This window comes from Kribbella sp. NPDC020701 (assembly GCF_055562215.1).
Map to the genome: position 1 here is coordinate 73,950 of NZ_JBVHFT010000021.1, position 26,987 is coordinate 100,936.

31 protein-coding genes and 1 pseudogene are annotated in these 26,987 nt (G+C 66.0%); 18 read left to right on the plus strand and 14 right to left on the minus strand.

Going from position 1 to position 26,987, the window contains the following annotated elements; genetic code table 11:
- Positions 1-26 precede the first annotated feature (26 nt).
- The gene (locus ACZ3HV_RS37720; protein ID WP_465691720.1) at positions 27-707 is read right to left on the minus strand and encodes a TetR/AcrR family transcriptional regulator; all 681 of its coding nucleotides are present in this window, start codon (positions 705-707) and stop codon (positions 27-29) included.
- 81 nt (positions 708-788) lie between these two features.
- Between ACZ3HV_RS37720 and ACZ3HV_RS37725 the strand changes: the two genes are divergently transcribed.
- The 6 genes from ACZ3HV_RS37725 (at position 789) to ACZ3HV_RS37750 (ending at position 4,878) form a co-directional block, all read left to right on the plus strand.
- Positions 789-1,343, plus strand: a complete 555-nt coding sequence (locus ACZ3HV_RS37725) for a TetR/AcrR family transcriptional regulator (protein WP_465691722.1) — start codon at positions 789-791, stop codon at positions 1,341-1,343.
- Entirely contained in the window at positions 1,336-2,049 is a 714-nt protein-coding gene (locus ACZ3HV_RS37730; protein ID WP_465691724.1) for an ABC transporter ATP-binding protein, read from the plus strand. Before ACZ3HV_RS37725 ends, ACZ3HV_RS37730 begins: the two co-directional genes overlap by 8 nt.
- Positions 2,046-2,801: an ABC transporter permease gene (locus ACZ3HV_RS37735; protein WP_465691726.1), complete on the plus strand. Its 756-nt coding sequence runs from the start codon at positions 2,046-2,048 to the stop codon at positions 2,799-2,801. Before ACZ3HV_RS37730 ends, ACZ3HV_RS37735 begins: the two co-directional genes overlap by 4 nt.
- 159 nt (positions 2,802-2,960) lie before the next feature.
- Positions 2,961-3,548, plus strand: a complete 588-nt coding sequence (locus tag ACZ3HV_RS37740) for a hypothetical protein (RefSeq protein ID WP_465691728.1) — start codon at positions 2,961-2,963, stop codon at positions 3,546-3,548.
- Between the two features lie 40 nt (positions 3,549-3,588).
- The gene (locus ACZ3HV_RS37745) at positions 3,589-4,026 is read left to right on the plus strand and encodes a hypothetical protein (protein ID WP_465691730.1); all 438 of its coding nucleotides are present in this window, start codon (positions 3,589-3,591) and stop codon (positions 4,024-4,026) included.
- Positions 4,027-4,395: 369 nt separating this feature from the next.
- Positions 4,396-4,878: a peroxiredoxin family protein gene (locus tag ACZ3HV_RS37750; protein ID WP_465691732.1), complete on the plus strand. Its 483-nt coding sequence runs from the start codon at positions 4,396-4,398 to the stop codon at positions 4,876-4,878.
- 90 nt (positions 4,879-4,968) lie between these two features.
- On the opposite strand, the pseudogene ACZ3HV_RS37755 reads toward ACZ3HV_RS37750, so the two are convergent.
- The 5 genes and pseudogenes from ACZ3HV_RS37755 to ACZ3HV_RS37775 all read right to left on the minus strand — a co-directional run.
- Positions 4,969-5,802, minus strand: a pseudogene (locus ACZ3HV_RS37755) (ABC transporter ATP-binding protein); the annotation flags it as partial.
- A gap of 208 nt (positions 5,803-6,010) precedes the next feature.
- Positions 6,011-7,729, minus strand: coding sequence for an urease subunit alpha (ureC, locus tag ACZ3HV_RS37760; RefSeq protein WP_465691734.1), 1,719 nt, complete (start codon positions 7,727-7,729; stop codon positions 6,011-6,013).
- Positions 7,726-8,070: an urease subunit beta gene (gene ureB / locus ACZ3HV_RS37765; RefSeq protein ID WP_465691736.1), complete on the minus strand. Its 345-nt coding sequence runs from the start codon at positions 8,068-8,070 to the stop codon at positions 7,726-7,728. Before ureB ends, ureC begins: the two co-directional genes overlap by 4 nt.
- 42 nt (positions 8,071-8,112) lie before the next feature.
- Positions 8,113-9,339 (minus strand): lactonase family protein, encoded by a 1,227-nt coding sequence (locus ACZ3HV_RS37770; RefSeq protein WP_465691738.1) that lies wholly within the window; start codon positions 9,337-9,339, stop codon positions 8,113-8,115.
- 42 nt (positions 9,340-9,381) lie between these two features.
- A complete protein-coding gene (locus tag ACZ3HV_RS37775) occupies positions 9,382-10,761 on the minus strand; it encodes an FAD-dependent oxidoreductase (RefSeq protein ID WP_465691740.1) in 1,380 nt (459 codons plus the stop codon).
- 362 nt (positions 10,762-11,123) lie between these two features.
- Here ACZ3HV_RS37775 and ACZ3HV_RS37780 point away from each other — a divergent pair, with 362 nt between their 5' ends.
- Positions 11,124-11,264, plus strand: a complete 141-nt coding sequence (locus ACZ3HV_RS37780) for a hypothetical protein (RefSeq protein ID WP_465691742.1) — start codon at positions 11,124-11,126, stop codon at positions 11,262-11,264.
- 81 nt (positions 11,265-11,345) lie between these two features.
- On the opposite strand, the gene ACZ3HV_RS37785 is transcribed toward ACZ3HV_RS37780, so the two are convergent.
- The gene (locus ACZ3HV_RS37785; RefSeq protein WP_465691744.1) at positions 11,346-11,471 is read right to left on the minus strand and encodes a hypothetical protein; all 126 of its coding nucleotides are present in this window, start codon (positions 11,469-11,471) and stop codon (positions 11,346-11,348) included.
- Here ACZ3HV_RS37785 and ACZ3HV_RS37790 point away from each other — a divergent pair.
- Positions 11,470-11,856, plus strand: coding sequence for a hypothetical protein (locus tag ACZ3HV_RS37790; protein ID WP_465691746.1), 387 nt, complete (start codon positions 11,470-11,472; stop codon positions 11,854-11,856). The two genes, ACZ3HV_RS37785 and ACZ3HV_RS37790, sit on opposite strands and share 2 nt — an antisense overlap.
- A 649-nt stretch (positions 11,857-12,505) precedes the next feature.
- On the opposite strand, the gene ACZ3HV_RS37795 is transcribed toward ACZ3HV_RS37790, so the two are convergent.
- Positions 12,506-13,159, minus strand: coding sequence for a TetR/AcrR family transcriptional regulator (locus tag ACZ3HV_RS37795; protein ID WP_465691748.1), 654 nt, complete (start codon positions 13,157-13,159; stop codon positions 12,506-12,508).
- Between the two features lie 78 nt (positions 13,160-13,237).
- Between ACZ3HV_RS37795 and ACZ3HV_RS37800 the strand changes: the two genes are divergently transcribed.
- The 7 genes from ACZ3HV_RS37800 to ACZ3HV_RS37830 are packed head-to-tail and all read left to right on the plus strand — an operon-like array spanning position 13,238 to position 19,929.
- Positions 13,238-14,293, plus strand: a complete 1,056-nt coding sequence (locus tag ACZ3HV_RS37800) for a Gfo/Idh/MocA family protein (RefSeq protein WP_465691750.1) — start codon at positions 13,238-13,240, stop codon at positions 14,291-14,293.
- The gene (locus tag ACZ3HV_RS37805) at positions 14,290-15,075 is read left to right on the plus strand and encodes a hypothetical protein (RefSeq protein WP_465691752.1); all 786 of its coding nucleotides are present in this window, start codon (positions 14,290-14,292) and stop codon (positions 15,073-15,075) included. The genes ACZ3HV_RS37800 and ACZ3HV_RS37805 overlap by 4 nt, the downstream gene beginning before the upstream one ends.
- Positions 15,072-16,379, plus strand: coding sequence for an ABC transporter substrate-binding protein (locus ACZ3HV_RS37810; RefSeq protein WP_465691754.1), 1,308 nt, complete (start codon positions 15,072-15,074; stop codon positions 16,377-16,379). Before ACZ3HV_RS37805 ends, ACZ3HV_RS37810 begins: the two co-directional genes overlap by 4 nt.
- Positions 16,376-17,332, plus strand: coding sequence for a carbohydrate ABC transporter permease (locus tag ACZ3HV_RS37815; RefSeq protein WP_465691756.1), 957 nt, complete (start codon positions 16,376-16,378; stop codon positions 17,330-17,332). The genes ACZ3HV_RS37810 and ACZ3HV_RS37815 overlap by 4 nt, the downstream gene beginning before the upstream one ends.
- Complete coding sequence (locus ACZ3HV_RS37820) at positions 17,329-18,171, plus strand: carbohydrate ABC transporter permease (RefSeq protein ID WP_465691758.1); 843 nt, start codon at positions 17,329-17,331, stop codon at positions 18,169-18,171. Before ACZ3HV_RS37815 ends, ACZ3HV_RS37820 begins: the two co-directional genes overlap by 4 nt.
- Positions 18,172-18,196: 25 nt before the next feature.
- Positions 18,197-19,078, plus strand: a complete 882-nt coding sequence (locus ACZ3HV_RS37825) for a sugar phosphate isomerase/epimerase family protein (RefSeq protein ID WP_465691760.1) — start codon at positions 18,197-18,199, stop codon at positions 19,076-19,078.
- Positions 19,079-19,086: 8 nt separating this feature from the next.
- The gene (locus ACZ3HV_RS37830) at positions 19,087-19,929 is read left to right on the plus strand and encodes a 3-keto-disaccharide hydrolase (protein ID WP_465691762.1); all 843 of its coding nucleotides are present in this window, start codon (positions 19,087-19,089) and stop codon (positions 19,927-19,929) included.
- A 49-nt stretch (positions 19,930-19,978) separates the two neighbouring features.
- On the opposite strand, the gene ACZ3HV_RS37835 is transcribed toward ACZ3HV_RS37830, so the two are convergent.
- Together ACZ3HV_RS37835 and ACZ3HV_RS37840 are read right to left on the minus strand one after the other, a co-directional pair.
- Positions 19,979-20,371 (minus strand): (R)-mandelonitrile lyase, encoded by a 393-nt coding sequence (locus ACZ3HV_RS37835; protein ID WP_465691764.1) that lies wholly within the window; start codon positions 20,369-20,371, stop codon positions 19,979-19,981.
- Positions 20,368-20,541 carry a hypothetical protein gene (locus ACZ3HV_RS37840; RefSeq protein WP_465691766.1) on the minus strand — a complete coding sequence of 58 codons (174 nt, stop codon included), beginning with the start codon at positions 20,539-20,541 and terminating at the stop codon, positions 20,368-20,370. Before ACZ3HV_RS37840 ends, ACZ3HV_RS37835 begins: the two co-directional genes overlap by 4 nt.
- 218 nt (positions 20,542-20,759) lie before the next feature.
- Here ACZ3HV_RS37840 and ACZ3HV_RS37845 point away from each other — a divergent pair, with 218 nt between their 5' ends.
- The 3 genes from ACZ3HV_RS37845 to ACZ3HV_RS37855 are packed head-to-tail and all read left to right on the plus strand — an operon-like array spanning position 20,760 to position 23,220.
- On the plus strand, positions 20,760-21,617 hold the full coding sequence (locus ACZ3HV_RS37845) for an aldo/keto reductase (protein ID WP_465691768.1): 858 nt from the start codon (positions 20,760-20,762) through the stop codon (positions 21,615-21,617).
- Between the two features lie 3 nt (positions 21,618-21,620).
- Positions 21,621-22,358 carry a flavodoxin gene (locus tag ACZ3HV_RS37850; RefSeq protein ID WP_465691770.1) on the plus strand — a complete coding sequence of 246 codons (738 nt, stop codon included), beginning with the start codon at positions 21,621-21,623 and terminating at the stop codon, positions 22,356-22,358.
- A 31-nt stretch (positions 22,359-22,389) separates the two neighbouring features.
- Positions 22,390-23,220 carry an oxidoreductase gene (locus tag ACZ3HV_RS37855; protein ID WP_465691771.1) on the plus strand — a complete coding sequence of 277 codons (831 nt, stop codon included), beginning with the start codon at positions 22,390-22,392 and terminating at the stop codon, positions 23,218-23,220.
- Positions 23,221-23,232: 12 nt separating this feature from the next.
- On the opposite strand, the gene ACZ3HV_RS37860 is transcribed toward ACZ3HV_RS37855, so the two are convergent.
- The 4 genes from ACZ3HV_RS37860 to ACZ3HV_RS37875 all read right to left on the minus strand — a co-directional run bounded on the left by ACZ3HV_RS37860 (position 23,233) and on the right by ACZ3HV_RS37875 (position 26,857).
- Entirely contained in the window at positions 23,233-23,724 is a 492-nt protein-coding gene (locus tag ACZ3HV_RS37860; RefSeq protein ID WP_465691773.1) for an aldo/keto reductase, read from the minus strand.
- A gap of 22 nt (positions 23,725-23,746) precedes the next feature.
- A complete protein-coding gene (locus tag ACZ3HV_RS37865; RefSeq protein WP_465691775.1) occupies positions 23,747-25,021 on the minus strand; it encodes an ABC transporter substrate-binding protein in 1,275 nt (424 codons plus the stop codon).
- Between the two features lie 64 nt (positions 25,022-25,085).
- Positions 25,086-25,907 carry a carbohydrate ABC transporter permease gene (locus ACZ3HV_RS37870; RefSeq protein ID WP_465691777.1) on the minus strand — a complete coding sequence of 274 codons (822 nt, stop codon included), beginning with the start codon at positions 25,905-25,907 and terminating at the stop codon, positions 25,086-25,088.
- Positions 25,904-26,857: a carbohydrate ABC transporter permease gene (locus ACZ3HV_RS37875; protein WP_465691779.1), complete on the minus strand. Its 954-nt coding sequence runs from the start codon at positions 26,855-26,857 to the stop codon at positions 25,904-25,906. Before ACZ3HV_RS37875 ends, ACZ3HV_RS37870 begins: the two co-directional genes overlap by 4 nt.
- Between the last annotated feature and the right edge of the window lie 130 nt (positions 26,858-26,987).

A 26,987-nucleotide genomic window follows, 5' to 3' on the forward strand; every position in this document is an offset into this window, starting at 1 on the left:
CGCCTCGATGCAGGCGCATGGTCGGCTTACGGTTTCGCGTCGCCGGCCGGCGGATCGCAGACGTACATCAGGTAGTCGTCGAGCATCGTGCGGTCGACGAACAAACCCTCCGAGAACAACTCCAGCGCCGGCAACGTGATCTCGTCCGAGATCTGCCGCAACTCCTTGCGGAAGTCGTCGACCTCCCGGAACCCCGGGTGCAACGAGATCCACAACAACAACGACCCCATGCCCTGCATTGCGAGATACCGCGCCCGCGCCGCCGGATCCCGGCTCGGCTTGATCAGGCCACTCGCGACACCGGCCTCGAGATACTCCAACGCATCGGCGCACATCTGCTCCATGAACTCGCCGGCGAGCTCACCACCGGCTTGCAGGCTGCGCAACGAGTACAGCGCCATCGGCGCGTACTCCTCGATCTCGGCCAGTTGCGCGATCGCCGCCGCCGGCCCACCCGTCGTCGCCTTCAGCTTCGCCGACCGGATCACACCGAGCACGTGCGCGTCGCAGGCCTTCCGCAGGCCGTCCTTGGACCCGAAATGGTGCACCACAAGTCCCGCGGTCACTCCCGCATCCGCGGCCACCGCCCGCAGCCCGACCGAGAACCCGTCCCGCCCGTACCGCAGGATCGCGGCGTCCCGAATGCGCTCAGCCGTCACCTGCCCGGCCCCCGGAGCCGAGCCGCCGGAATCTGCGGTTGAACGCACGTTCAAACCTTAAACGCGCGTTCAATCAGCTGGCAAGCTCCTGCTCTTGTGGCCGCCAAATGTTAGCGACTAACATTCACTGTGGGCTCAAGGGCGGAGCGGACGCGGGACCGGCTGTTGACGGCGGCGCTCGAGCTGTTCGTGGAACGCGGGTACGACGGCACGAGCGTGAGTCAGATCGCTGCCCGTGCAGGGGTGACCGAGATGACGTTCTTCCGGCACTTCCCGGGCAAAGCGAGTGTGCTGGTCGACGATCCGTACGATCCGGTGATCGGCGAGGCGATTCGCACGCAGCCGCCCGGACCCGATCCGATCAGCCGCGCGGCCCGGGGAATCCGTTCGGCGTGGCGGCAGCTTCCGCAACCGTCGGTCGAGCAGGTTCGGACCCGCCTCCGGATCGTCGCGCAGACCCCTGCCCTGCGGGCGAGTGTCGCCGGTGGAACGGCCGCGACCGAGGCCGTGATCACCGACGCCCTCACCAGCGGCGGGACCAGCCGACGGGAAGCGCTGATCGCCGCGGGAGCAGTCATGGGCGCACTCAACACGGCCCTGCTCGAATGGAGCCTGACCGACAGCGACGACCTCGGTCAGGCGATCGAGACTGCCCTGGATCTGTTGGAGGACCGACGTGGCTGAGCACGCGGTCGATGCCCGAGGACTGGTCCGTACGTTCGACGACGGCACCGGAATCCGGGGCGTCGACATCTGGGTCGCACCAGGCGAGATCCACGCGCTGGTCGGGCTGAACGGCGCCGGAAAGTCCACCCTGATGCGGCTCCTCCTCGGCATGCTCACGCCGACCGCAGGTACGGTCACGATCGCCGGCCAGGCACTGAAGCACGTCGGCTGGGCGACAGTCGGGCACCTCGTCGACTACCCGTTGGCCTACCGGGAACTGACCTGCCGGCAGAACCTCGAGCTGGGCGCACGACTGCACGGTGTCTCACCGGCCAAGATCCCGCGCATGGTCGCAGCCGCGATCGCCGAACTCCAGCTGACGCAGTACGCCGATCGGCGCGCCGCCAAGCTGTCCCTCGGCAACAAACAAAGGCTCGGCCTCGCCTCGGCACTGCAACACGACCCGCGCTTCATCGTGCTCGACGAACCAACCAACAGCCTCGACCCCTCCGGAGTGATCCTCCTCCGGGAGGCGCTGCTGCGTCGATCCGACGAAGGCGCCGCCGTGCTGGTCAGCAGCCACCACCTCGACGAGGTCGCCCGCATCGCCGGACGCATCTCGGTCCTGAACGCGGGCCGCGTCATCGGATCCCTCGACCCGCACGGCGTCGACATCGAACGCGCCTTCTTCGACCTCGTGCACAGCGACGACATGGCCGCATGACGATCGGCCTCGTCACCGAGTTCGCCAAACTCGTCCATTCGACCGTCGTCCGAGTCACCACGATCCTTGTGGTGCTCGGGATCTCCCTCATCTGCGCGGCGATGCTGTTCGCCGTCCACACCGACGATCCGCAACTGGCCGCCAAGCTCGGGCCGCTCATCGACCCCGGCGGATGGGCCGGCTACATCACCGTCGCCATCCAAGTGACCGGCGCAGCAGGATTCGTCGGATACGGCGTCGTACTCAGCTGGCTGTTCAGTCGTGAGTTCGCCGACGGCACGATCACCGGCCTGTTCGCGATCCCGGTCTCCCGGCCCATGATCGCGACCGCGAAGCTCATCGTCTACCTCGCATGGGGCCTCGTCACGGCCGCCGCTCTCCTGCTGACCCTCGTCATCCTCGGAGTCATCAGCGGCCTAGGCGGCGTCCCCGCCGACGTCCTACCGTCGATGGCCCGGCAGTTCGGCCTCTCCGTGTTCACCATCGTCCTCGCAACCCCCGCAGCCTGGGCAGCGACACTCGGACGATCAGTGCTCGCCGGAATCGGAACCACCATCGGCATCCTCGTCACGTCTCAAGTGAGCGTCATCGCCGGCAGCGGCGGCTGGTTCCCCTTCGCCGCACCCGCGCTGTGGGCGATCAACACCGACATCACCGTCACACCCGTCCAGCTCGCCCTCGTGATACCTGTCGTCGTACTCGCCGTCGCCTTGACCCTGCACGCCTGGCACCGCCTCCAACTCGACCGCTAGGCGCGGCTGGGGAGACGCAGGGTGCTTCTCGACGTGTAACGTCCAGGCCCGATGGGCGGATAGTACGAGTGAGTCTGTCGTGCTCTGGCGCGACGGACCACGGTGTGCCGGGAAGCCTGGTCGGCGACATGTTTCGTCGTCGACCGAAAGAGGCAGGACATGCCGGCCGTCCCGCGCTGGGTCTCGGTGCTGGGCGCCTACGCGCTCGTGGCAACAGTTCTCGGCCTGGTCGCCCTCCTCGACACCCGCCACCGACGAGCCGTCGCACAGGACTTTCTGGACACCGGTGTCCGGACCACGGCCGACCACGTTGAGGTGGCGGTCCAATACGGCAGAGGCGGGAGCTACATCGACGAGGTCGAGGTGACGTTCGCCGTAGCTGCGAAGCAGCACCTGGCGACCTTGTCGAACAGCCACGGCGATCCGGAAAGCAACGCCGACGGCCGCCACCCACCGGCGGCCGGAACGCGGTACGCGAGCCCCCTACGGATCGTCTACAAACCCGACGCCCCGTCGCAAGTCATCGCTCTGGTAGACGCCGAGGACTTCGTTTCCGACACCGGAACTCCGACGGGCATCGCAGCCGTTGCCTCCATCGGGGGCACCACCACCGTCGCCATCGCCGTCGGATGGCTCGCGCACTGGCGACTGCTGTCCGGCAGAGCAGATCGAGAAGAGCGGCGGCGCGGTCGATCGCGCCGCGACGATGCTGGATCGACCGGACGGCATCGTCGTGTCGGCGGGTAGGCACCGGGGCGGGGCTGACGGTCCTTGGCTCGAGCGCGTCGTGCTGGCGACCCCCGTCGGCGAGTGGTCGACGCTCCGCGTGATCCTGAGCCTGCTGTGGATCGCCGGCATGGCAGGCCTTTCAGCGTCCTTCGCGTACGACGACCTGATGCTGGACCACCGTGGTGAACTCGTGACCGCGCTCGTGCTCCGCACCAACTACGACCAGCGCGGCCCCAGCTTCAACGCAGAACTTCGAGCACCGTTCGCCGGCGTACGAGTCCTGGTCGAAGACATCCACCAACGCCCGGCTGCCGGCGATCTCATCGACCTCGAGGTGGACTCCCGCAAACCCACCAGGGTCCGCGATCCACAGTCCTGGCGCTGGCACCCTGTCAACGTCGCCTTCATCGTCCTCGCCCCCACCGGCGTACTCATCGCCTGGGCCTGCCTCAACCACTCACACCGCAAACGCCGAAACCCTGGGCACCCGGCCTGATCCACCGCGCATCCCATCCGCGAGAACGAAGGGCTGGTGGCCGCCCCGGCCAACTGCCCTGCACTCGACCCGACCGCCGCCGTGCAAGCGCACCCATTTGTCGCACCTCAATCATCGCGAGACACCGCGGCAGCAAGAACCGACGCGCAGCGCGACACCCGAAACCCCTTAGATATAGGGGCTCTCACGACCGATGCGAAACCGCGGTCCCAGCTGCACGGCAGTGCGCGCCGAGGGCGAGCGCAGTCCATCAAGGGGACAGCCAGGGGTTGCACCCGGGGTTCTGACGGACGCGCCCGCCGATCGATGAACGGGAGACTCCTGGCCAGGCCCACTGACGCGGCCACGATCGACACGAGGAGAACCCACATGTCTCTACTGCAACCAGGCGATCCCTTTCCCGACCTCTCGTTCCCGGTTCCCGGCGGTGACAAGGTGACCGTTCCAGAGGTCTTCGCCGGCGGCTTCGGCGTGATGCTGTTCTATCGCGGTTCCTGGTGCCCCTACTGCAACGCCCAGCTGCGCGGGTTCCAGCGCGCAAAGAGCACGCTGGAAGAGCTCGGCGTCGGCGTGGCGGCCCTGTCGGTCGACGACGAGGCCACAACCGCCGAGCTGATCACCAAGCACAAGCTCACGTTCCCGGTGGGCTTCGGGGCCGATGCCGGATCAGTCGCCGAGCTCACCGGGGCCTTCGTGAACTCGGACCCGGCCTACCTGCAGTCCACAGGCTTCGTCCTGGATCCCGACGGCGAGGTGATCGTGAGCGTCTACTCCAGTGGAGCGATCGGTCGCCTGGTGCCCGAAGACGTCGTCGGCCTCGTTCGCTATCTCCGTGAGCCCGTCGGCCATTGACCGGTGAACCGCTGCGGCCCGTTCGGGATACACCATCTCGAACAGGCCGCGACGGGGCTGTCAGTCGAACTTCTGTTGCCGACCATGGGCTCAGCCGTACAGGCGCTCCTCGGTGGAGGTGGAGAAGAGGTGCAGCTTGTCCGGGTCCGGCGCCAGGTGGACGACCGTGCCCTTGTCGTTGTGCAGCCGGGTGCCGACCCGGGCGATGATCTGGTCACTGGTGTGCTCGGCGGTCCCGTACAAGAACGCGTCCGATCCCAGCTCCTCGATCACCGACACCTTCACCGGCAGACCGTCGTCGGCCAGGTGCAGCGCCTCCGGACGGACGCCGAGCGTCAGCGTCTTGTCGTCACCGGCCTTGGCCAGTACGTCGCGCGCGATCGGGACCACGTAGTCGCCGACCTTCGCGCCGCCCTCGACGATCTCGGCCTCGATCAGGTTCATCGCCGGCGACCCGATGAAGCCTGCGACGAACTTGTTCCGCGGCCGGTCGTACAGGTTCAGCGGAGTGTCGACCTGCTGCAGTACGCCGTCCTTCAGTACGGCGACCCGGTCGCCCATCGTCATCGCCTCGACCTGGTCGTGGGTGACGTAGACGGTGGTGACACCGAGCCGATGCTGCAGCTCAGCAATCTGAGTACGGGTCTGGACCCGCAGCTTCGCGTCGAGGTTCGACAACGGCTCGTCCATCAGGAAGACCTGCGGGTTACGGACGATCGCGCGGCCCATCGCGACGCGCTGGCGCTGACCACCGGACAGCGCCTTCGGCTTACGGTCCAGATACTCCTCCAGACCCAGCAGCTTCGCGGCCTCCTGGACACGCTTCGCGCGCTCGTCCTTATGGATGCCCTGCATCTTCAGCGCGAAACCCATGTTGTCGGCCACCGACATGTGCGGGTACAGCGCATAGTTCTGGAACACCATGACGGTCCGACCGACAGCCGCAGTTGGTCCCGCAGCAGCGCCGCCAGAACCGCCGGGTCGCTCGGCATCGTGAGCCGGCCGGACTGCACTTGTGTCTCCAAGCCGTATGACAATGTGTAGCGGCCGCTCGGGAACGCCGAGTCGCTGAGCTGCAGCACAGACAACAACCCTGCCAGCCCTGGCTCCACGCCCCCTCGATGATCGAGCATCAGACGATGTAGTAGAGCTGGGACATCGACACCTCGTCCGACGCCGACACGACAGCCGGTTCACCGTCCACAGCTACCTGATAGGTCTCGCTGTCCACGGTGATCTCCGGTATCAGGTTGTTACGGACCATCTGTGCCTTGCCGACCGTCCGGCAGCCACGAACTGCCTCGGTCCATCGATCGACACCGAGCCGTTCCATCACACCTGCCTCCGCCGCCGCCTGGGACACGAACGTCACCGACGTCCGCCCGGCCGCCTTGCCCAGCCCGGCGAACATCGGTTGCAGCAGCACCGGCTCCGGGGTCGGAATGGAGGCGTTCGCGTCGCCCATCACCGACCACGCGACCATCCCGCCTTTGATCACGTACTTCGGTTTGACGCCGAACGTGTTGGTCGGCCACAGCACGATATCGGCCAGCTTGCCCGGCTCCAGTGACCCGACCAGGTGCCCGATGCCGTGCGTGAGCGCCGGATTGATCGTCAGCTTCGCCAGGTACCGCAGGATCCGCTGATTGTCGTCGCCGCTGGTCTCCCCCGGCAGGCTCCCGGTCACCTTCTTCATCTTGTCGGCGGTCCGCCAGCAGGTCGCCACGGTGTCCCCGACCCTTCCCATCGCCTGCGAGTCCGACGAGTACATGCTGAGCACGCCCATGTCGTGCAGCACGTCCTCCGCCGCCTCGGTCTCCGCGCGGATCCGGGACTGCGCGAACGCCACGTCCTCGGGGTTGTCCGGGTTCAAGTGGTGCGTCACGATCGTCATGTAGAACAGGTTGTCGGTCGTGTCGGTGGTGTACGGACGGGTCGGATTGGTTGACGAGGGCAACACGTTCGGCAGCGATGCGATCGCCATCATGTCCGGCGCGTGGCCGCCACCGGCGCCCTCGGTGTGGTAGCTGTGGATCGTCCGCCCGTCGATCGCGTCCAGGGTGTCCCCCAGGTACCCGCTCTCGTTGAGAGTGTCGGCGTGCAGCGCGACCTGTACGTCGTACTCGTCGGCAACTGTCAGCGCACAGTCCAACGTCGCCGGCGTGGCACCCCAGTCCTCGTGCACCTTGAGTCCGCACGCCCCGGCCTGCACCTGTTCACGCAGACTGTCCGGACGGCTGCTGTTGCCCTTGCCCATGAAACCCACGTTCACCGGCAGGGTCGCGGTCGCCTCCAGCATCCGGGCCAGGTTCCACGGACCGGGCGTGCAGGTTGTTCCCTTCGAACCGTCGGCGGGGCCGGTGCCGCCGCCGAGCATCGTCGTGATCCCGCTGGACACGGCATGCGGGATCTGGGCAGGCGTCAAGAAGTGCACGTGGGTGTCGATCGCGCCGGCGGTCGCGACCAGGCCCTCCCCCGAGATCACCTCGGTGCCGGGGCCGATCAGCAGATCGGCCGAGACTCCGTCCTGGAGGAACGGATTGCCCGCTTGCCCGACCCCGACGATCCGGCCGTCCTTCACGCCGATGTCGGCCTTCACGATCCCGATCACCGCGTCCATCACGACGACCGACGTGATCACCAGGTCCAGCGCTCCGTCGGCGTTGCGCAGTCCTGGCACCTGAGCCATCCCGTCACGGATCGACTTGCCACCGCCGTAGATCGCCTCCTCACCAGGAAGGATCAGGCTGCGCTCCACCCTCGCGAACAACTCCGTGTCAGCCAGCCGGAACCGATCGCCCGCGGTGGGACCGTACAGCGACGCGTACTGCCTTCTCGAGACCGTCGTCATCCCTGCTCCCCCGCTCCGGAGAAGCCGCGCTCACACGCCTTGGCCAGGGCCTGGGCGCGCGACCGCGGATTGGACGCCGCGCCGTCGAGCAGGCCGCTGAACCCGACCACCCGCCGGGAACCGCCGAACTCGACAAGGTCGACGTCACGCTCGTCCCCCGGCTCGAAACGGATCGACTGGCCCGACGGGACGTCGAGGCGCATTCCTAGCGCCGACGCCCGGTCGAAGTCCAGCGCCCGGTTGATCTCGAAGAAGTGGTAGTGCGAACCGACCGCTCGGCGACCTGGTAGATCACCAGCTTCTCGACCTCCCGGGGAGTCAGCATCAGCGACGAGACCCACGTCTCGATGCGCGGCTCCCCGAGACCCTCGTCGGTCATCTCGTCAGAACCCGGCCAGCCCCTGCGGGCTGTTGTACGGGATCTCCGCACTGGTCACCTCGCTGAGCGAGCCGTCGGCCTGGACGGCGTACCCGATCAGCTTCGAGGCGTTCGCGTAGATCTGGTACAGGTAGCTGCCGTCCGGGGTGATCAGGTTGTCGCTCGGTCCACTACTGACCGTCCCGTTCAGCGCCCGGAACGTCCCGTCGCCCGGAACCTTGGGGCAGGCCGAGTTGTGCACCAGCGAGACCACGTCACCGTCGATGCGGAAGCTGCTGATGTTGCTGTAGCCGAAGTTCGTCGCGAACACCCACTGGTCGTCCGGAGAGACCGCGAGCCAGCACAGCTCGGACGGCAAACCGGCGCTGGTGTCGATCTTCACGACCGGGCCGGTGCCGATCTTCCCGTCCTCCGCGAGCGTCGCGAGGGCAACCCCGTCGGCGACGGCATAACCGATGACGAACTGATCCGGCCGGTGATGCAGGAAGGCCGGGTAGAACGGTGAGCCGCCACCACCGTCCTGGAACATGCCCTCGCCCAGCGAACCGTCCTGCTGGACGGCGAACACGATGATTCCGTCCGGGTCGGGCGCGTTGGACGCCACCGACTTCTTCGAGCCGTCCGGCTGGTCGGCCCACAGGATCGGGGACCCGTCCGGGTTCGCCTTGGCCGGCTCGTCGAAGGTAGTGCCGACGACGAGGAACTTCTCGTCCGGAGACAGCACTACCATCGTGGACACCCGCAGCGGCTTGTCCGGGGTGTTGACCGTGTAGCCCTCAGGTCGCGCCTGAAGCTTGCCTTCGGCATCGACCGACATCAATCGCACATGATCCGTACCGAACGAGTGCAGTACGAACAACGTACGGCTCGCCGGCAGGTAGGCCAGCGACTTCGCCGTACCGCTCCGACCGGTCACGACGTTGCCGGTCCGCTTGACGTCGATCAGCGTCAGCTTGCCGTCGTCACCCACCCCGAAGCTCGAGACCGAGTTGTCCCCGCCGTTGGTCGTGAACAGGAACCGCTTGTCGGCGCCAAGGATCACGCTGCCGGCCGCCTCGAACGCGTTCGGTGCGCTTTCCTGACCGCTGATCGGCTTGTAGACACCGGAACCGGCGCCGCCGGTCGCGACGCGCTCCACCTCGCTGATCGTCCCGTCGGCACGCCGGGTGTAATGGATCACGAAGTTCTTGACCTCGTTGGTCTGGATGTACAGGTGCCCGGAGGCTCCCATGCTTCGTTCCATCACTGTTTTGTCCTCGCTTCTTGGTCTGGTTCAGAGCTGGTCGGTGCGTACGACGGCGCCTATGACGTCGTTGAACGCCTCGGACGACGAAGGGTGGGTGTAGACGGCGTCACGCAGTTCGCCGGCTTTTACGCCGGTGCGCATCGCCAGCGCCACCAGGTTGATCAGTTCCTGTGCGTCCACGCTGAGCAGCGCCGCGCCGAGGATCTCGTCGGTCGCGAGGTCGATCACGAACTTCATGACGCCCCGGGTCTCGTGCACGACGTACGCCCGCGGCATCGCGATGATCTCGGCCACCGGCTGACTGGCCACCTTGATCCGGTATCCAGCGGCGCGTGCCTCCTTCTCGGTGAGGCCGACGTTTGCCAGCGGCGGAGTCATGAACAGGGTCCGCGGAATCGCGACCCGGTCCGTCGTGGCCCGTCTCCCCTCGCCGACCAGCTGGTCCAGCACGATGCGGCTGTCGTCCAGCGAGATGTAGGTGAACTGCGGTCCACCGTTGACATCGCCCAGCGCGAAAATATGCGGGCGGCTCGTGCGCAAGTGCTCGTCGACCTCGACAGCTCCCCCGGAGGTCGTACGCACTCCGGCAGCCGCCAAACCGAGTCCCTCGGTCGCCGGCCGGCGACCTGCCGCAGCCAGTACGACATCGGCGGAAAGTTCCTTCTCGCGGCCGTCGTTCGTGTAGGTGATCGTGACTTCGCTGTCGCCATCGCGTACCTCGGTCACGTTCGCGCCGGTGACGATCTCGATCCCCTCGTCGACCAGGATCTTCTCCGCCACCGCGGCGATGTCGTCGTCCTCACGGTCGAAGATCGCCGAACCCGACTCGAAGAGCGTGACCTGTGAGCCGAAGCGACGGTAGATCGCCGCGAACTCGACTCCCAGGTAGCCGCCGCCCACGATCGCCAAGCGCTTCGGCAGCTCGGTGCGGTGGATCAGGTCCGTGCTGGTCACCAGGTACTTGCTGTCCCGCAGACCGGGAATGTCCGGGATGACCGGCGTGGACCCGGTGTTGATCAGGATGTGCTCGGCCGTCACCGTCACCGGCCCGTCCAGGGTGTCCACCCGAACCCTACGTTCGTCCGTGAACTCCGCGTGCCCGGTCAGGACCGTGGCGGTCTCCAGGCTGTTCATCCCGTCGAAGTTGCCCTGACGGAACAGCGACGTGATCTGGTGTACCTCGCCGACGGCACGTTCGTACCACTCCTGCGGTACGTCGGACGGCCGACGATTGCCGGCTTCGTGGACCAGTGCCTTGGTCGGAACGCAGCCGACGTTCGGGCAGGTACCGCCGTACATCTGGTCGGACTGCTCGACTACCACCACTTGCTTGCCCAGTCGCGCCATCGCACCTGCAACAGCCTTCCCACCCTTGCCGAAACCGACGACCAGGAGGTCTACCCGCAATGAGTTTTCCGCGCTTTGCATGATGATTTCGGCCTTTACACATCAGGAGGGACGAGCAGTACGTCCCAAGCCTGGAGCGCGGCCGGGCGCCCCGCATCGGGGAACACCCGAGCCTCCATCCCTAGCCGATCGCTGCCGCGCCTCGGACCGATGACCAGTCGGCGGGCCGACTCGGCGATGCCCTAGAGGGACACGGATGCGATCAGAACCGCCACCCGCTTGGCTCGACCACGACTCAAGGTCACGACTCAGCCTGTGCTCGACACTAACGGCCGGCTTACCGATCGGCAGATCCGGTCGCAGCCGGCAACTCCGGATCTACTGTCGATCGCGTTCATCCCTTTCCTGTCGGAGGAATCACCATGCGCAATCCGTTCGTCCGTTCCCTGTCGCCACTGCTTGCGGTCGCGGCTGCCGCCACCGCCGTCGTCAGCCGCTTCATCGAGAAGAACCCGGAGTACGCCGATGTCCTCGGCGCGCCGCGGCCCGCCCCGACCTCGTAACCGAAGGAACGAGCGACCATGACGGCTGAGTCGTCAGGTCGACGGCTAGTCATCAGGACGGTGAAGGAAGCGCGTGGACGGCTACTTCTTGCCGGCCGGCTTCGCGTACACCCGGACCGAGTTCATCGCCAGGTCGAGGGCGACCTGCATCGGTCCGGGGTCACGAGCGGCCTGGGCGAGAACGTACCCACCCTGAAGAGCAGCCATGATTCCCGTCGCCAGCGCTTGTGGATCAGCCGCCTCGTACGTGCAGTTCCATCAGTCCGCCTCCGTCTACTTCTCGTTACTCCAACGCCGGGAGCGCGAACAGGCTGGAGGTCCGCGCACCCCATTGCGGACCAAGGACGTCGTAGGCTGTCAGGCGGACCTCAGATCCTCGCTGTCAGCTATCAGGATTCTGGGACCGACGTCAGTTGCGAACACCGCGCTCAACCTGAACAACGTCCTGTATGCCTGGGACCGAGGCGACCCCATCGGCGGCGACGGCGAAGTCATTCTCGACATGGCTGAGTTCGAGCAACGGTACAGAACCTCGCGGAACCAATTTCTCCATGACAGCCAGCGAGCGCTCTACCGTCCCCTGGAGGGCTGACGGTCAGCACCGGTCGTCCGCGGAAGCTCCGGAAGCCGATCGGCGGACTCGCCTCGATCCGTCAGGCATGCCGGGAAACGTCGCTCGAGCAGAAGCTCGACCTGATCTGGTCCAACATCAGGGCGATCCTCGCATTCGCCGACATGCACAAATGCTGCGACAGTCACCTCTTTACGCACCTGAATCAACGCGAACGGATGGTTGCCAATGAGAACCTATGCGCCACATCCACCCACCAGATCCCTTACCAGCAAGCGATTCTGCGCATCCCTGGCAACCAATGATCAACCTCAGCTGGAAGTCAGCGGGTTCGGGGTTCGAGTCCCTGGCGGCGCACAAAGCCCAGGTCACCGAGGTGACCTGGGCTTCGTCGTGTCTCCCGCGCGCCAGTTACGCACCACTTTGGCAGGAGCCTGCGTCGACCTGGGTCGTCGGCATCCGAGCCACCCCTGACTTCTGAGCGACCGGGCTGCCCTCGCGAGCTTCATCTGATCGTGACTGTGCGTCACATCACATCGCTTCGCAGTTACGTCACCACCACCAACCGGCAGAACAGCGCCGGTGAGTTTCGCCCCTAGGATCCGAACAGGTCTGATCCACAGCGTTGCCCTAGGCAAGGGACTGTACACGCTCCCTGCTGTCTCGCCGGCTAAGTCGCCGGCGCGGTTTGCCAGCGGGTGATGGCCTGGTCGATGTGGGTGGCGACCAGGTCGGTCAGGTTGATGTCCGCGCCCAGTAACCACTGGAGCTCGACGCCGTCCAGGACCGCGATCAGAATCCGGACCTCGGTCTCGATCTGTTCCTCGGTGAGTGCGCCGATCTCGCCGTTGACGACGGCTTCGCGCAGTTTCCCCGCCCAGCCCCGCACGGTGTCGGCGTACCGGCGCTGGATGAACTCGCGGGCCGGGTGACCCGGGTTCGTCGCCTCTGCGGAGATCGTGAGGAACAGTTCGAGCGTGCCGCGGTGGTCGACGTGGTAGTTCATGATCGCGGGTATCGCCCGGAAGTACTCCAGTCCCGGCGGATCCGTGGGGATCGCCCATCGTGCGGTCTGGATCGTCCAGTCGTCCAGCACCGCCATCAGCAGGCCTTCCTTGCTGCCGAAGTACTGGATGAGCGTGGCCGGTGATGCGCCGACCCGGTCGCCGATCGTGCGCAGCGACCCTCCGACGTAGCCGACCTCGCCGAACACCGCGGATGCGCTACGGATGATCTGCTCGCGACGTTCGACGCCCTTGCGATAAGGGCCACGGGTCGTGGGGGTCGCATCGCCGGCCACAAGGTCCTCCCGGTGCTGAGCCATTGACGAAACCTTAGCACCCGTTTATGTTTGGCGAAATCTTAACGACTGATCGTGTTTCGTCCTGGTAAGGAGTCACGGATGCAGTCCTCCACCGGAGTTGGATTCCTGGGCGCCGGCCCCGTCACGCAGGCCATTCACCTGCCGACGCTCGCTCGGCTCGGCACCACGTTCACCGTTCGCCACGTCACCGACATCGATCCCGCGGTCGCCGCGTCGGTCGCTGGTCGAGCCGGAGCAGCGCACTCGACCTCGATCGAAGCATTGCTCGATGATCCGGCGGTCGACGTCGTGGCGATCTGCAGCCCGAACGCCTTGCACGCCGAGCAGGTGATCGCCGCATGCCGTGCCGGCAAGAGGGCCGTGCTGTGCGAGAAGCCGCTGGCGATGTCGGCAGCCGAGGCCGACGAAATCGCGGCCGTGTCCGCGCAGACCGGCGTACCGATCCTTGTCGGCGCCATGCACACGTTCGATCCGGGATGGCGATCCGCCGTCGGGGCGTGGGGCGACCTTCCGCGGACGAGTCATACCATCCGCTCGTCGATCGTGCTCCCGCCGAACTCGCGTTTCGAGGATGTCGCCACCGAGATCCTCTCGCGGCCGTCGTTCCCGCCGATGGACCTGACCGACGTGCAGGTGCTGGCCGGCATGGTGCACGCCGGTGTGATGGGTCTGGCGATCCACGATCTCCCGCTGATCCGGAGCCTGCTCCCCCGGTACGACGATCTGCGGGTGATCGACGCAAGGTTCCTCGCACCGTTCGGCTACCGGATCCTTTTTGTTGCCGGTGGCAAAAGTGTCGAGCTGCACGCGGTGATGTCGCAGACCTGGCAGCCCGACTGGGTGTTCGAGGCATTCGCCGACGATCAGGCCCTCAAGGTGGAGTTTTCGCCTTCCTATGTCCATGCCGGATCCGCGATCAGCACGCTCAGTACCTCCGCAGCAAGACAGACCTTCGGCCCGGCCAGTGTCAACGGCTACGAAGCCGAGTGGCGTGAACTGGCCGCCGTCGTCAGCGGCGAACTGGCGCCACCCAGCCTGTCCGCTCTCGTCGACGATCTGCGCTTCGCCCTCGCGCTCGCCGATGCCGCCGCCGAAACCGTCCGGTCGGCCCACAACGCGAAGACCGCAGCATGAGCACGTCATCGAAGCAAGCCCGTACGACGCTCGCCACCCTGCCGTTGTCATACCCGGATCCCGTCGGCGTCGTCTTCGTCGACGGCGGTCTCGGCTGGCCCGCAGAGCTGCAGCGCGCGATGCGATCCGACCCGACCGGGATAGTCCTGGTGCATCCCACACCAGAAGACTTCCCCGATCTGCTCAGCGCGGATCCGTCCACGATCGTCGTCGTCGACTCACCTTGGGCTTCCAACCCGGCGACAGGCCTTGCTGCACAGGCGTTCCGCGCTGCCGCCGCGGACCGAAGCAGAGTCGAATGCCGAGTGATCCTGGAACCTGGAAAGGACTTCCCGACCGCCTTGCTGGACCAGGTGGTCCTCATCCGCACGATGCTCGGGCCGGTCACGAAGCTCCAGGTACAGCACATTTCAGATCGCGCCTTGTACGCCGAAGGTCTGACGGATACCTCGGTTGCGATCGACTTCAGCATTGTGTGCACGACCGTCAGGCCGGCGTCGGCCACGCTCCGCCTGCTGACGTCCGACGGCAGCGTCGAGTTGCTGATTCCGTCCGGTGACACAGCTCAGCCTGCCCGGCTGATCACGGTCGGACCGGATGGCGCCGTGCTGGCACCGACGCAGTACGAGACCGGGCATCGCTCCAGCCTTCGCCGCTTGCGCGAGCTGCATGCGGCCGGATCGGCCGACGGCTTGGCCGACCTGCGCCGCCTTCGAGCGGATGTCGTGACGACGACCGCCGCCCTCGGGGACCACCTTCGTGAGAGGAACGCAGTCCGATGAATCAAGCAATGACCCGCCGAGGATTCCTGGGGCTGGCTAGTGCGGCGATCGCCGCACCCGCGCTGGCCGCGTGCAACGTCTCCGGCACCAGCGGCGCGAGCAAAGCCGGTGGCGGTGACGTCAAGTTCTGGGACATGCCCTGGGGCACGCCCGCCTACAACGACCTGGGCAAGAAGATCATCACCGGCTACAGCCCGGCGCAGGGCTCCGGGAAGGCGACGTACCAGATCATCCAGTGGAACGGCTTCTACCAGACCTTCTCGTCGGCGATCGCTTCCAAGACCGGTCCCGCGGTGAGCTCGGGCGCAGGGTTCCAGGCGTTCCAGTTCGCCGACCAGGGCCAGATCGCGTACGCCGACAACTTCATCGAGAGCCTGAAGAAGGACGGCACGTACGACGACTTCCTGCCCGGCGTGATCGACACGATGAAGACCGACAAGGGGTATGTCGCCGTACCGTGGCAGACCGACGTCCGGCCCTTCTGGTACAACAAGGCGCTGCTCGACCAGGCCGGCGCCAAGGTGCCGACCTCCTGGGACGAACTGCTGGCTGCCGGAACGGCCCTGAAGAAGGTCGGCATATCCGGCTTCGCCACCGGCGCCGGCGCCGGCAACAACCTCGGTGCGCACACGATGGTCGCGATGATGATCAACAACGGCGGCGGCATGTTCGATCCGGACGGCAAGCCGGATTGTGTGACGGACGCGAACATCCAGGCGATGGCCTTCGTCCGCGAGCTCGCGAACGAAGGGATCATCGACGCGGGAGCGGTGTCCTACACGGCCGACAACCTCGATGCCCAATGGAAGAACAAGAAGGCCGCGATCGGGGTCCACACTCCGGGGCTCGCGGCGCGGACCGGGGAGGTCGGCAAGGACCTGCACGTCATGAACCCGCTGACGAGCCCGAGTGGCACAGTTGCCGGGCTGTTCTTTGTCAACAACCTGATGATGTACACCAACACCCCGTCACAAGAGGCCTCCGAAGCCTTCCTGAAGTACTACCTGGGCCAGATCCACACCTACTGGCAGAACCCGGTCGGCGTCGCCGTACCGGTACTGAAGTCGATCGCCGGCGCGGACTACTACGCCAAGGACCCCAACCAGGTCGCGATCGTCGAGAAATGGATGCCGGTCTGCAAGACCTACGCCGCGAAGCAGGCGCAGTCGTTCGCCGCGCTTGCGGCCGTTGACGGTGGCCAGCCGCTGGCCCAGTTCGCGCAGGTCATGTTGCAGGGAAAGGCCGACCCGAAGGCGGCCCTCACCACCCTGCAGCGGGGCCTCGAGTCGATTGTCAAGCGATGACCATCACTCAGGACGCCGGCGGCCCGTCCGCCACGACAGCGCGGTCCCGCCCCACGGCACCAGCGGCTCCGTCCGGCAGGGGCAAAGGACTCAACCGCCGCGCGATCACGATGATCCTGCTGGTCGCCCCCTCGATCATCCTCGTCGTACTGATCAACGCCTATCCACTGGTGGTGGCGGCGTCGCAGTCGGTCCACAACGGCACCTTGATCGTCACCGGGGATTTCGTTGGCCTGGCCAACTATGTCGATGTCGTGACGAGTCCACGGTTCTGGTCAGCCGCCCGATTCACGCTGATCTTCACCATCGTGGGCGTCTTCGGAAGCTGGCTGGCCGGCATGGGTCTTGCGCTCCTGCTGCGGACGCGGATCCCCGGCCGAAACGCGTTCAAGGTCCTGCTGATGCTTCCGTGGGTAGTACCGATCGTGGTGTCGTCCACCGCCTGGAACTGGCTGGTCGGTACGCCGGACAGCCCGATCCCCACCATCGCCGCGAAGCTCGGATTCGGTGAACTGCACTTCCTCGCGGATCCCACCCTGGCCGCGATCACGGTCTGCGTCTTCAAGGTCTGGGTCAGCTTCCCGTTCATGATGTTGATGACGTCCGCCGCGCTGGCCGCCGTCGACACCACCGTCTACGAAGCCGCCGGCATCGACGGCGCGAGCCGCTGGCAGCAGTTCATCCACATCACACTGCCACCGATCTCGCGATCGACGTACATCAGCTGGATCCTGATGACGATCTTCTGCGTCAACGACTTCCCGACTATCTACCTGCTGACCGGCGGTGGTCCGGTCGACGCGACCTCGTCCTTGGTCGTACTGGCCTACCGCACCGTCTTCCAGGACCTGCTCACCGGTCCCGGCGTAGCGATCGCCTTCCTGATGACGCTCGTCCTGGTGATCATCTCCACAACGTTGTACCGCCAGATCCGAAAGGTGGACATCGCGTGACAACCGTCCAAGTCTTGCGGTCGAGGGACCCCGGGGCGCGCGGTCAATGGTGGCGCTTCGCCGCCCTGCTGCTCATCACCCTGGTCGTACTCGTGCCAGTGCTCGCCACCCTCCTCCTGGCCATCCGGCCCAGCGCGTCGAGCAGCACGACCAGCGCTCTCACACTGGAGAACTTCCGGTCCGTCTTCGGCAACACCGACGTGATGCTGTGGCTCGGTAACAGCCTCGGCGTCACCCTCGCCACCGTGCTGGTGTCTGTCATCGTCGCCGCTCCGGCCGGATACGTCCTGTCCCGTGGCCGCAGCAAGGCAGTGTCAGGCTTCTCGTTGCTGCTCTTCATCATCCAGTCCTTGCCGGTGATCACAGCGATCATCCCGCTCTTCGTGCTGTTCGCCCGGCTCGGGCTGGCCGACAACCTGATCGGCCTGGTCATCGTGTACGTCGGCAGCACGCTGTCGGTCGCGACCTGGATGATGGCGGCGTACTTCGACTCGATCCCGTACGCACTCGAAGAAGCCGCGTGGGTGGACGGCTGCTCGGTGTTCGGCTCCTTCACCAAGATCGTGCTCCGCAACTCGCTGCCCGGCATCCTCTCGACCGCGATCTTCGCGTTCCTGCTCGCCTGGAACGACTACCTCGTCGCCCTCGTCTTCCTGCGGTCCAGCACCATCTTCACGCTCCCGATCGGACTGCAGACGTTCTTCCAGCAGAACGCCACCGACTGGGGCTCGGTGATGGCGCTCTCGGTCGTCATGCTGTTGCCGCCGGCCATCATCTTCGCCTTCCTCAACAAGTACTTCAGTGTCGGCGGTATCGGCGGCTCGCTCGCCGGTCGTTGATCCCAACCCTCCTAGGAGTTTCCTGATGCCGAAGTTCCGTATCGGTCTGAATCCGCTGCCGTGGGTCCTGACCCCTGATGGCTTCGACCTGAGCGTTCCCGTCCTGCGATCCGCGTTCGCGGAGATCGCAACCACCCCGTTCAAAGGCATCCACGCCGATCCACCACCCGACCTCGACGCCACCGGATATCGCGCACTGCTCGCGGAGTACGACCTGGAGCCGGCACCCGGCTACTTCTCCGCCGACTTCCACACCACCGACACCCGTGAGCTCGTCGAATCAGCCAAGAAGCACGCCGCAGTCCAGGCCGAACTCGGCAATACCGAGGTCTTCCTGGCGGCCGGTCTCACCGCCGAGCGCATCGCACGTCCGTCGATCGGGTACGGCGGCGACGCCAACCTGCCGCAGGTCATCGATGGCATCGCCGCCGCTGCTCAAGCCATCACCTCCGAGGGAGTCGTCCCTGCCCTGCACCCCCACGTCGGCAGCACCATCGAGAGCGAATCCGAGATCCGCGCCGTCCTGGACGCCGTACCTGCAGCGCTGCTCGGCTTCGGCCCGGACACCGGGCACCTCGCATGGGCCGGGATCACGCCGGCCACACTGATGTCGGAGTACGCCGATCGCATCGTGGCGATGCACCTCAAGGACGTCCACCTCGGCCAAGCACAGGCAGCCCGCGACGCCGATGCGACGTACTTCGACGCGACGGTCACCAAGTTCACCGTCTGGACCGAGCCCGGTCGCGGCGACGTCGATCTGGCCGCCGCGATCGATGCGTTGCCGGAGTCCTTCAACGGCTGGCTCATCGTCGAGGTCGACGTACCCGAGGCCGACACCAACCTCGGATCGACCGAACTCTCCGCCCAGTGGATCACAACCCAGCTCGGCGCCGACGCCTTCTAAGGAGCACTATGCCGGAATCCGGCTTCGAACCATTGTTCAACGGCAAGGACCTCAGTGGTTGGTCGGTCATCCCGCGCAGCTACGGATCGATCTGGCCGGGTGGCCCCGACGTCCTCGACGTCGCGCCGGACTTCCCCGGCGACTATGCCGAACAGGCCGCGCTGCATCCTGCCGCCTGGACGGTGGAGGGCGGCGCCATCGTGGGCCGGCAACAACCTCTCGGGAGCGGGTGCGGCGGCTACCTCATCAGCGACGAGACGTTCGGCGACTTCGAACTCACCCTCGAGCTGAACCCGGACTGGCCCGCCGACACCGGCGTCATGCTCCGCCGCCGACCTGACTCCTGGCACGGACTCCAGGTCCTCGTCGACCACCGCCGCTCCGGCTCCATCGGCGGCTTCTTCGGCAACGGCCTCGGCAGCTTCCACGCCGTCCCCTTCGCCATCACGGCCCAACTCGACGCAGCCGGACAACCGATCGGCCTCAGCGAGGACGATCCGGTGAACTCCGCCGAACCGTTCACACCGGCCAAAGCAGAGCTCCTCGAGTTCGCCGCGAGCCTGGACGAGTTCCTGGCCGCCTGGCGATGGCTCGACTGGAACTCCCTCCGCATCCGCTGCGTCGGCGACCGTCCCCACGTCACCACCTGGATCAACGACGTCAAGATCGCCGAAATCGACCTGTCCACCCTCACAGCACCGAACTACGACGCCGACGAGGTCGCCGCCTTCCTGGGCTCGAAAGGACACATCGCCTTCGAGGTCCACGACAACGACCCCCTGCTCGGCACAGATCGCTGGGCTCCCGACGCGGCCTGCCGCTGGCGAAACATCATGCTCAAACGCCTGTGAGTCTGAGCGACCCGCTCGACCGCGTAGACCATGGCGCTCGAGCTGCCGCTTAGTACTCGTTCTCGATGACGTGTTCACCCCATTCGACGTCAGGGTCCGACGGATCCGGCGCGCCTTCGGCCATGGCCAGGTGAGTCATGAAGCTGTCCGGGGTCGCGCCATGCCAGTGCCATTGCCCTGGCGGGGTCCAGATCGTGTCACCGGGGCGCATGACAATGACCTCGTGGCCACGGGCCTGTACGAGCCCGATGCCCTGGGTGACGTGCAACGTCTGGCCGTACAAGTGCCGGTGCCAGGCTGTGCGGGCGCCGGGAGCGAACCGTACGACGGCCAGGCGGGCACGTGATGGCGCGACGGCAGCGAAGAGCGTGTCCACCCAGACATCGCCGGTGAAGCGCTCGGCCGGTCCTTTTGTGGAAGCGGGTTTGGGCAGGATGTTCACGAGCTCAGCTGTCCTCTCGCTTGGCCCCTTAGCGCGCTGTGGTTTTCGGTGGGTGCGTCCATGTGCTGGGTGGCCCAGCTGGAGAGGAATCGCAGCGCCTCGGCGGCGAGCGCGTCGAGTACCTGCTCGGAGACGCCGGCGGTCGGCAGCCCGGCCTGCTCCGGCGTCACTTTGCGCGCCGGCTGGTGAGGAACTCCCGTACGTCGTCCTTGATGGCCACGGCCTTCACGGTACGAGCGGGCGTACTCGCGGTGGGAGGTCCTGCTGGTACCTGTTACACCGAGAACTCCCACCTGTGACGCGAACGCGTGTTCGCTGGACTCATGACCGCGCTCAGCGTGACGCTGAGTTGCCATCAGCACCAATCCAACCGAAGGGTGAAGAACTCATGCGGACCGTCACGTTGAACAACGGCGTCACGATGCCCATCATCGGCTTCGGCGTCTTCCAGATCCCGCAGGACCAGACCCAGGCCGCCGTCGAGGCAGCGCTCGAGGCCGGCTACCGCCACCTGGACACGGCCGCGTCGTACGGCAACGAGGAAGCCGTCGGAGCCGCCATCGCCGCCAGCGGCCTCCGCCGGGACGAGTTGTTCGTCACCACCAAGCTGTGGATCCAGCACGCCCCGACCGGCAGCGTCGAGGACGACACCAAGCGCGCCTTCGACGCCTCACTGCGCAGGCTCGGCCTCGACCACCTCGACCTGTATCTGATCCATCAGCCGCTCGGCGACTACTACGGCGAGTGGCGGGCGATGCAGGATCTCGCCAAGGAAGGCCGGATCCGGGCGATCGGCGTCTCGAACTTCCACCCCGACCGGCTCGTCGACCTCATCGACCACAACGAGATCCCGCCCGCGGTCAACCAGATCGAGACCCACCCCTTCCACCAACGCGTCACAGACCAGGAGCTGATGCGCGAACGCGGCGTACAGATCGAGTCCTGGGGACCGTTCGCCGAGGGCCGCAACAACCTGTTCACCGATCCGGTCCTCAGCGGCATCGCCGACGCACACACCACATCCGTCGCCCAGGTCGTGCTCCGCTGGCTCGTCCAGCGCGACGTCGTCGTCATCCCGAAATCCGTCCGCCCGGACCGGATGGCTCAGAACCTCGACATCTTCGACTTCACCCTCACCGACGACCAGATGAAGCAGATCGCCACCCTCGACGCCGGCGACAGCCTGTTCTTCGACCACCGCGACCCCGCCATGGTCAGCGCCCTTGGCAGTCGCCGGATCGACTGACAGATGGTACGAACCTTGCACCCACAGCGGCTCGCCGACTCCGACGGCTCGCGTGGCCTGCGACGCCGGCAACTGCTCAGACTCGCGCTGACCAGCGCCGTCGCCGCAGCCGTTCTGGACGGCTGCCGCCAAGAACCCGGACCCGACGCTGAGAGCCCACCGACGGACGAAGGAGAATCCCCCTCGGTGCAGCCATCGACCACGCCCACGAACACCGCCGCACCGAAGGTGCTCGTCGCCTACTTCTCTCGCGCCGGCGAGAACTACGACAACGGCGGCCGCACCTGGCTGAAGGTCGGCAACACCGAGGTCGTCGCCACAACGATCGCCGACCTCATAGCATGCGACATCCATCGGATCGAAGCCGCGGAACGCTACTCCGACGACTACGACGACACCGTCGCGCGCAACGTCCGCGAGCAGAACACCGACGCCCGACCCGTGATCGCCAACTCGCTACCCGCCATCGACCAGTACGACGTCGTTCTCCTCGGCAGCCCGATCTGGAACGTCCGCGCCCCGATGATCATGTCGACCTTCACCGAGAACCACGACTTCACCGGCAAAACCGTCCACCCCTTCACCACCTACGCCATGAGCGGCCTCGGTACGACGGAACGTGACTACGCCCGATCTTGCACCGGCGCCACCATCGCCGAAGGTCTCGCCATCCGCGGCGAGGAAGGGCAGCAAGCCCGACCGCAGATCACAGACTGGTTGCGGCGGATCGGGCTGGCCTGACAACTTCCCAGCTGAATCAGAAAGGAACCACATGACTACCTGGTTGATCACTGGCTGCTCCACCGGGCTCGGCCGCGCTCTTGCCGAGGCAGTGCTCGCAAAAGGACACAACGCCGTCGTGACCGCGCGCGACGTCGCGAAGGTGCAGGACCTCGCTCACGCGCACCCGGAAACGACGCTGCCACTCCCGCTCGACGTCACCGACGAAGCACAAGTCACCGAAGCGGTCACCGCCGCCGAGCGACGGTTCGGTGCCATCGACGTCCTCGTGAACAACGCCGGCTACGGGTACCGCGCGGCGATCGAGGAGGGCGAGGACGGCCCCGTCCGTCAACTCTTCGACACCCAGGTATTCGGCACCGTCCGCACCATCAAGGCCGTCCTCCCCGGCATGCGTGCCCGCCGATCCGGCACCATCGTGAACCTCTCGTCGATCGGTGCGCGCATCTGCCCGGAGGGCTCCGGCTACTACTCAGCCGTCAAGGCCGCGATCGAGGCGCTCACCCTGTCTCTACGCAAGGAAGTCGTGCCGCTCGGCATCACGGCCATGGTCGTCGAACCCGGCGCCTTCCGCACCGACTTCGCGGGCCGTTCACTGATCCAGTCCGCCGAACCGATCGCGGACTACGCCGACACCGCGGGCAAACGCCGCAAGGAGCACGACACCGTGCACGGGAGGCAGCCGGGCGACCCGGCGAAGGCCGCCACCGCCCTGATCCAGGCCGGCGAGTCCGACTCCCCGCCGTACATGCTGCTGCTCGGCAACGACGCGTCCGACGGATTCCGCGCCGCACTCAACGCCCTCCACGCCGAGGTCGACGCATGGGAAGCCCTCAGCCGCAGCACCGACTTCGACGCCTAAGCCGACCGGACCTCAGTCGATGCGGGTGACTGCGGCCGCCCGCTCGAGCTCAGTCACCTTGACGTTCGACAGACCGATGCGGGTCACCTTGCCCTCGTCACGGAGTGAGGCGAGAGCAGAGACACCCTCCTCCACAGGTTGTTCAGCGAGATCAACTCTGTGCAGGTAATAGAGATCGAGATGCTCGCCTCCGAACACGCGCAGGCTTGTCTCGACGTCAGATCGAATCCGGCCCGTGCTGATATCTGCATCCCAAGTAGTCTCGCCCGTTCTCGTATGGCCGCCCTTCGTTCCGATAATGACGCTCGCACCACGGGCGGCCTCTGCCGCCAGCTCTTCGCCGTACCAAGGCGCATCAACGCGGGCGTACGCACGCGCGGTGTCCAGGATCGACGTACCCGCAGCAATACCGGCCCGGATCGTGGCGAGATCCGCGGATCGGTCCCGGGGCGCGAACGAAAGGCCCGCAACCCCGAGAGCGACCCGCCCGACGAGTCGGGTCACGAGTCCGCCTGTCGCCGACCCGTCACGAGCCGGCCTTGTAGTCGGTGTCCATTGCTTTGAGGACCTTGTCCGGGGTGGATTGGCCGCTGAAGATCTCTTGCAGACCGCTCAGCATCGTCTGTTGGACCTTCGGGTTGGGCCAGAGCTGGTCCATGAAAGGCACGGTCTTGTTGTCGGTGATGTACTTCGAGAGTTCGGCCAGCGACGGGTCGGCGGTGAAGCCGGTGTCGGGCAGCGACGGAAGGCCGCCCTGCTTCTTGACGAACAGATTCATGCCCTCGGGCGACATGACGTAGTTGACGAACTTCACTGCGAGGTCCTTGTTCTTCGCCTTGGCGTTCACGCCGTACCCGGCACCGGCTGCGGCGGGCATGATGAACTCGTCCGGATTGTCGGTGGCCGGAAGCGCCTTGAGGGTGAACTTGCCGTCCGGGTTCTTCCCCTTGAGCAAGGCGACCACCCAGTTGCCCTGGATGATGCCGAGCGTCTTGCCGGTGGCGGCGAGTGTCTGACTGGCCTCGTAGCTGGTGCCGAGCGGGTTCTTCTGGAAGCAGCCGGCCTTCTGCATCTGCAGGTACTTGTCCATGCCGACGGTCCAGTTCGAGTCTGCGAAGGTGGCCTTGCCGTCCGCCATCTTCTGGGCGAACTCGCGGTCTGGCCCGTAGACGGTGGTCGCGACCAGCGCGTAGAGCACGATCTGGGTCACCCAGTTGTCCTGGATGCCCAAGGCGAACGCCGGCGTTCCCTTGCTTGCCGCGGCCTTGCAGAAGTTCAAGAGCTCACTCCAAGTACCCGGCGGGGTGAGCCCTGCCTTGGTCATAGCATCCTGGTTGTAGATCGCGCCGATGCCGTTCTGCCCGAAGACCCCGGTGTAGGTCTTGCCGTCGTACTGCGCGACGCTCTTCATTGCCGGGGGCAACTTGGAGGCCCACGGCTGGTCGGAGAGGTCCAGCAGGTAGCCGGGCTTGGCGAGGACGTAGGTGGCGCCGGGGTTGCCGTTGCCCGGCCACACGGTCATCACGTCGGGCGCGGTGCCCGAGGCGAGCTGGGTACGGATCTGCTGCTGGTACTGATCGGCGCCACTGGTGGTGAATCGCACCTCGACGCCGGGGTTGGCCTTCTCGAAGGCCTTGACGACATCTTCGACGGAGCCTTGGTCGACCGAGGCGAGGGTCAGGACGTTCGACGTACTGCTCCCGCTCCCTGCGCTCCCGGCGTTGGTACCACCGCTGCAGGCGGCCACCAGGCCCGCTGCAGTGATCGCGGCAATCAGGGCGGCCAGTCTGGGTGTTTTCATGGTGTCTCCCGCAACGATGGAATGGTCGGTCGATGAATGGCGTGGGGCAGGCCAGCGGCTTGTCTCATCCCTTGAGTCCGCCGGCGAAGCCGTTGATGATGCTGCGCTGAAGTGCGAAGTACACGGCCAGGATCGGCACGATGCTGATCGCCAGTGCGGCGAAGACGAGGTTCCAGTCGGTGACGTACTGACCGACGAAGCCGGCGATCGCGACCGGCATGGTCTGCTGTCCGCTGCCGCTCAGGTACAGCAGCGGAGTGAAGAAGTCGTTCCAGATGGCGACGGCGTTGAGCACCAGGGCCGTGACGGTGATCGGCTTCAGCATCGGGAACACGACGTACCGGAAACCCTGTGTGGGTGTGCAGCCGTCGATCAGCGCGGCATCCTCGAAGTCTCGTGGTAGAGCTCGCAGGAAACCGAGATAGAGGAAGGTGGTGAATGGCACCTGAAGGCCGGAGTAGAAGAGAATCAGAGCCCATGGGGTGCCGAGCAGACCGAGGTCGCGCATGGTCTGGTACAGCGGCAACGCGGCCAGCTGGAAGGGCAGCGCCAAGCCGAGCATGATCAGGAGGAACATCCCGCGGGACCATCGTGCGGTGGCACGAGCCAATGGATAGGCGGCGAACGAGGACACCGCCAGCACGATGACGACGCTGACGACAGTCACCAGCACGCTGTTGAGCAATGCCCCGCCGAGCGCGCCCCGCTGCCAGGCTTCCGCGAAATTGTCGAGCGTGGGCGACGTGGTCGGCCGAATCGGCGATGACGTGTCGGACGGAGCCCGGACGGCCAGGTTGACCAGCACGTACAACGGGAAGCCGACCACCAGGGCGATGGCGATCATCACGAGTTCCAAACCGAACGTACGCCGGCGGTAGCGGCTCACGACGCGGCCCTCTCGTTCCGGGCCAGTACGGCGTACTGACCGGTGGAGGCGACCGCGACGATGATCGTGAGCACCACCGCGAGGGCGATGCTGTAGCCGAACTCGCCCAGTGTGAAGGCGTCCTTGTAGATCAACGTCGACAACGTGTCGGTGGCATGTCCTGGACCGCCGCCGGTCAACGCGTACACCTGGTCGAAGAGCTTGATCCCGCCGATGATCGACAGCATCAGGTTGATGGTGAAGGCAGGGGCGAGCAACGGGCGGACCACCGACCAGAAACGCCGAACCGGGCCGGCGCCGTCGATATCGGCGGCCTCGTAGATCTCTCTCGGCACGGATTGCAGACCGGCCAGGAAGATGACCATCGAGTACCCTGCGAACTGCCACACGATGACCCCGACGATCGACCACAGTGCAAGACCCGGGTCGCCCAGCCAGTTCTGCTGCCAGCCGGTCAGTCCGACCGCGCTCAGCAGGCTGTTCACTGCGCCGTCCGGGCCGAGCAGGTTGCGCCACAGGTACGCCGTCACGATCGGGGTCACCACCGCGGGCGCGAACAGAAACACTCTCAGCACGTTGCGGGACTTGATGGCGCTGTTGACCCCGAGTGCCAGCAGCAGGCCGATCCCGTTCTGGATGATCGTGATGGCCACCGCGATGAGCAGCGTGTGCCAGATCGCTTGCATCGCGTCGGGATCGCGGAACATGGCGACGAAGTTGTCCAGACCGACAAAGGAATAGCTCGGATCGAGCCCATCCCAGTTGGTGAAGGCGTAGTACACGCCACGCGCGCTCGGCAGCAGGACGACGAAGGCGAACAGCACCATCGCCGGCAGTGCGAACCACCACGGCGGAGTGTTGCTCAGCCTGCGCCGGGCCGGGGTGGCGCGGCGGCTGATCGGCACGACGGCAGCCCGGCTCGGAAGCTTGTCGCTCGGTGCAGAAATCACAGACGAACCCGCCCTCATGAAACGTTTCACTGATTGTGGGTAACGTTCCCCAAAAAGTTCTCCAGACTCTAGGAGTTGAGCCTCCGTGACGTCAACATCTCAGCCGTCTATCCTCTGGGTAACGTTTCTC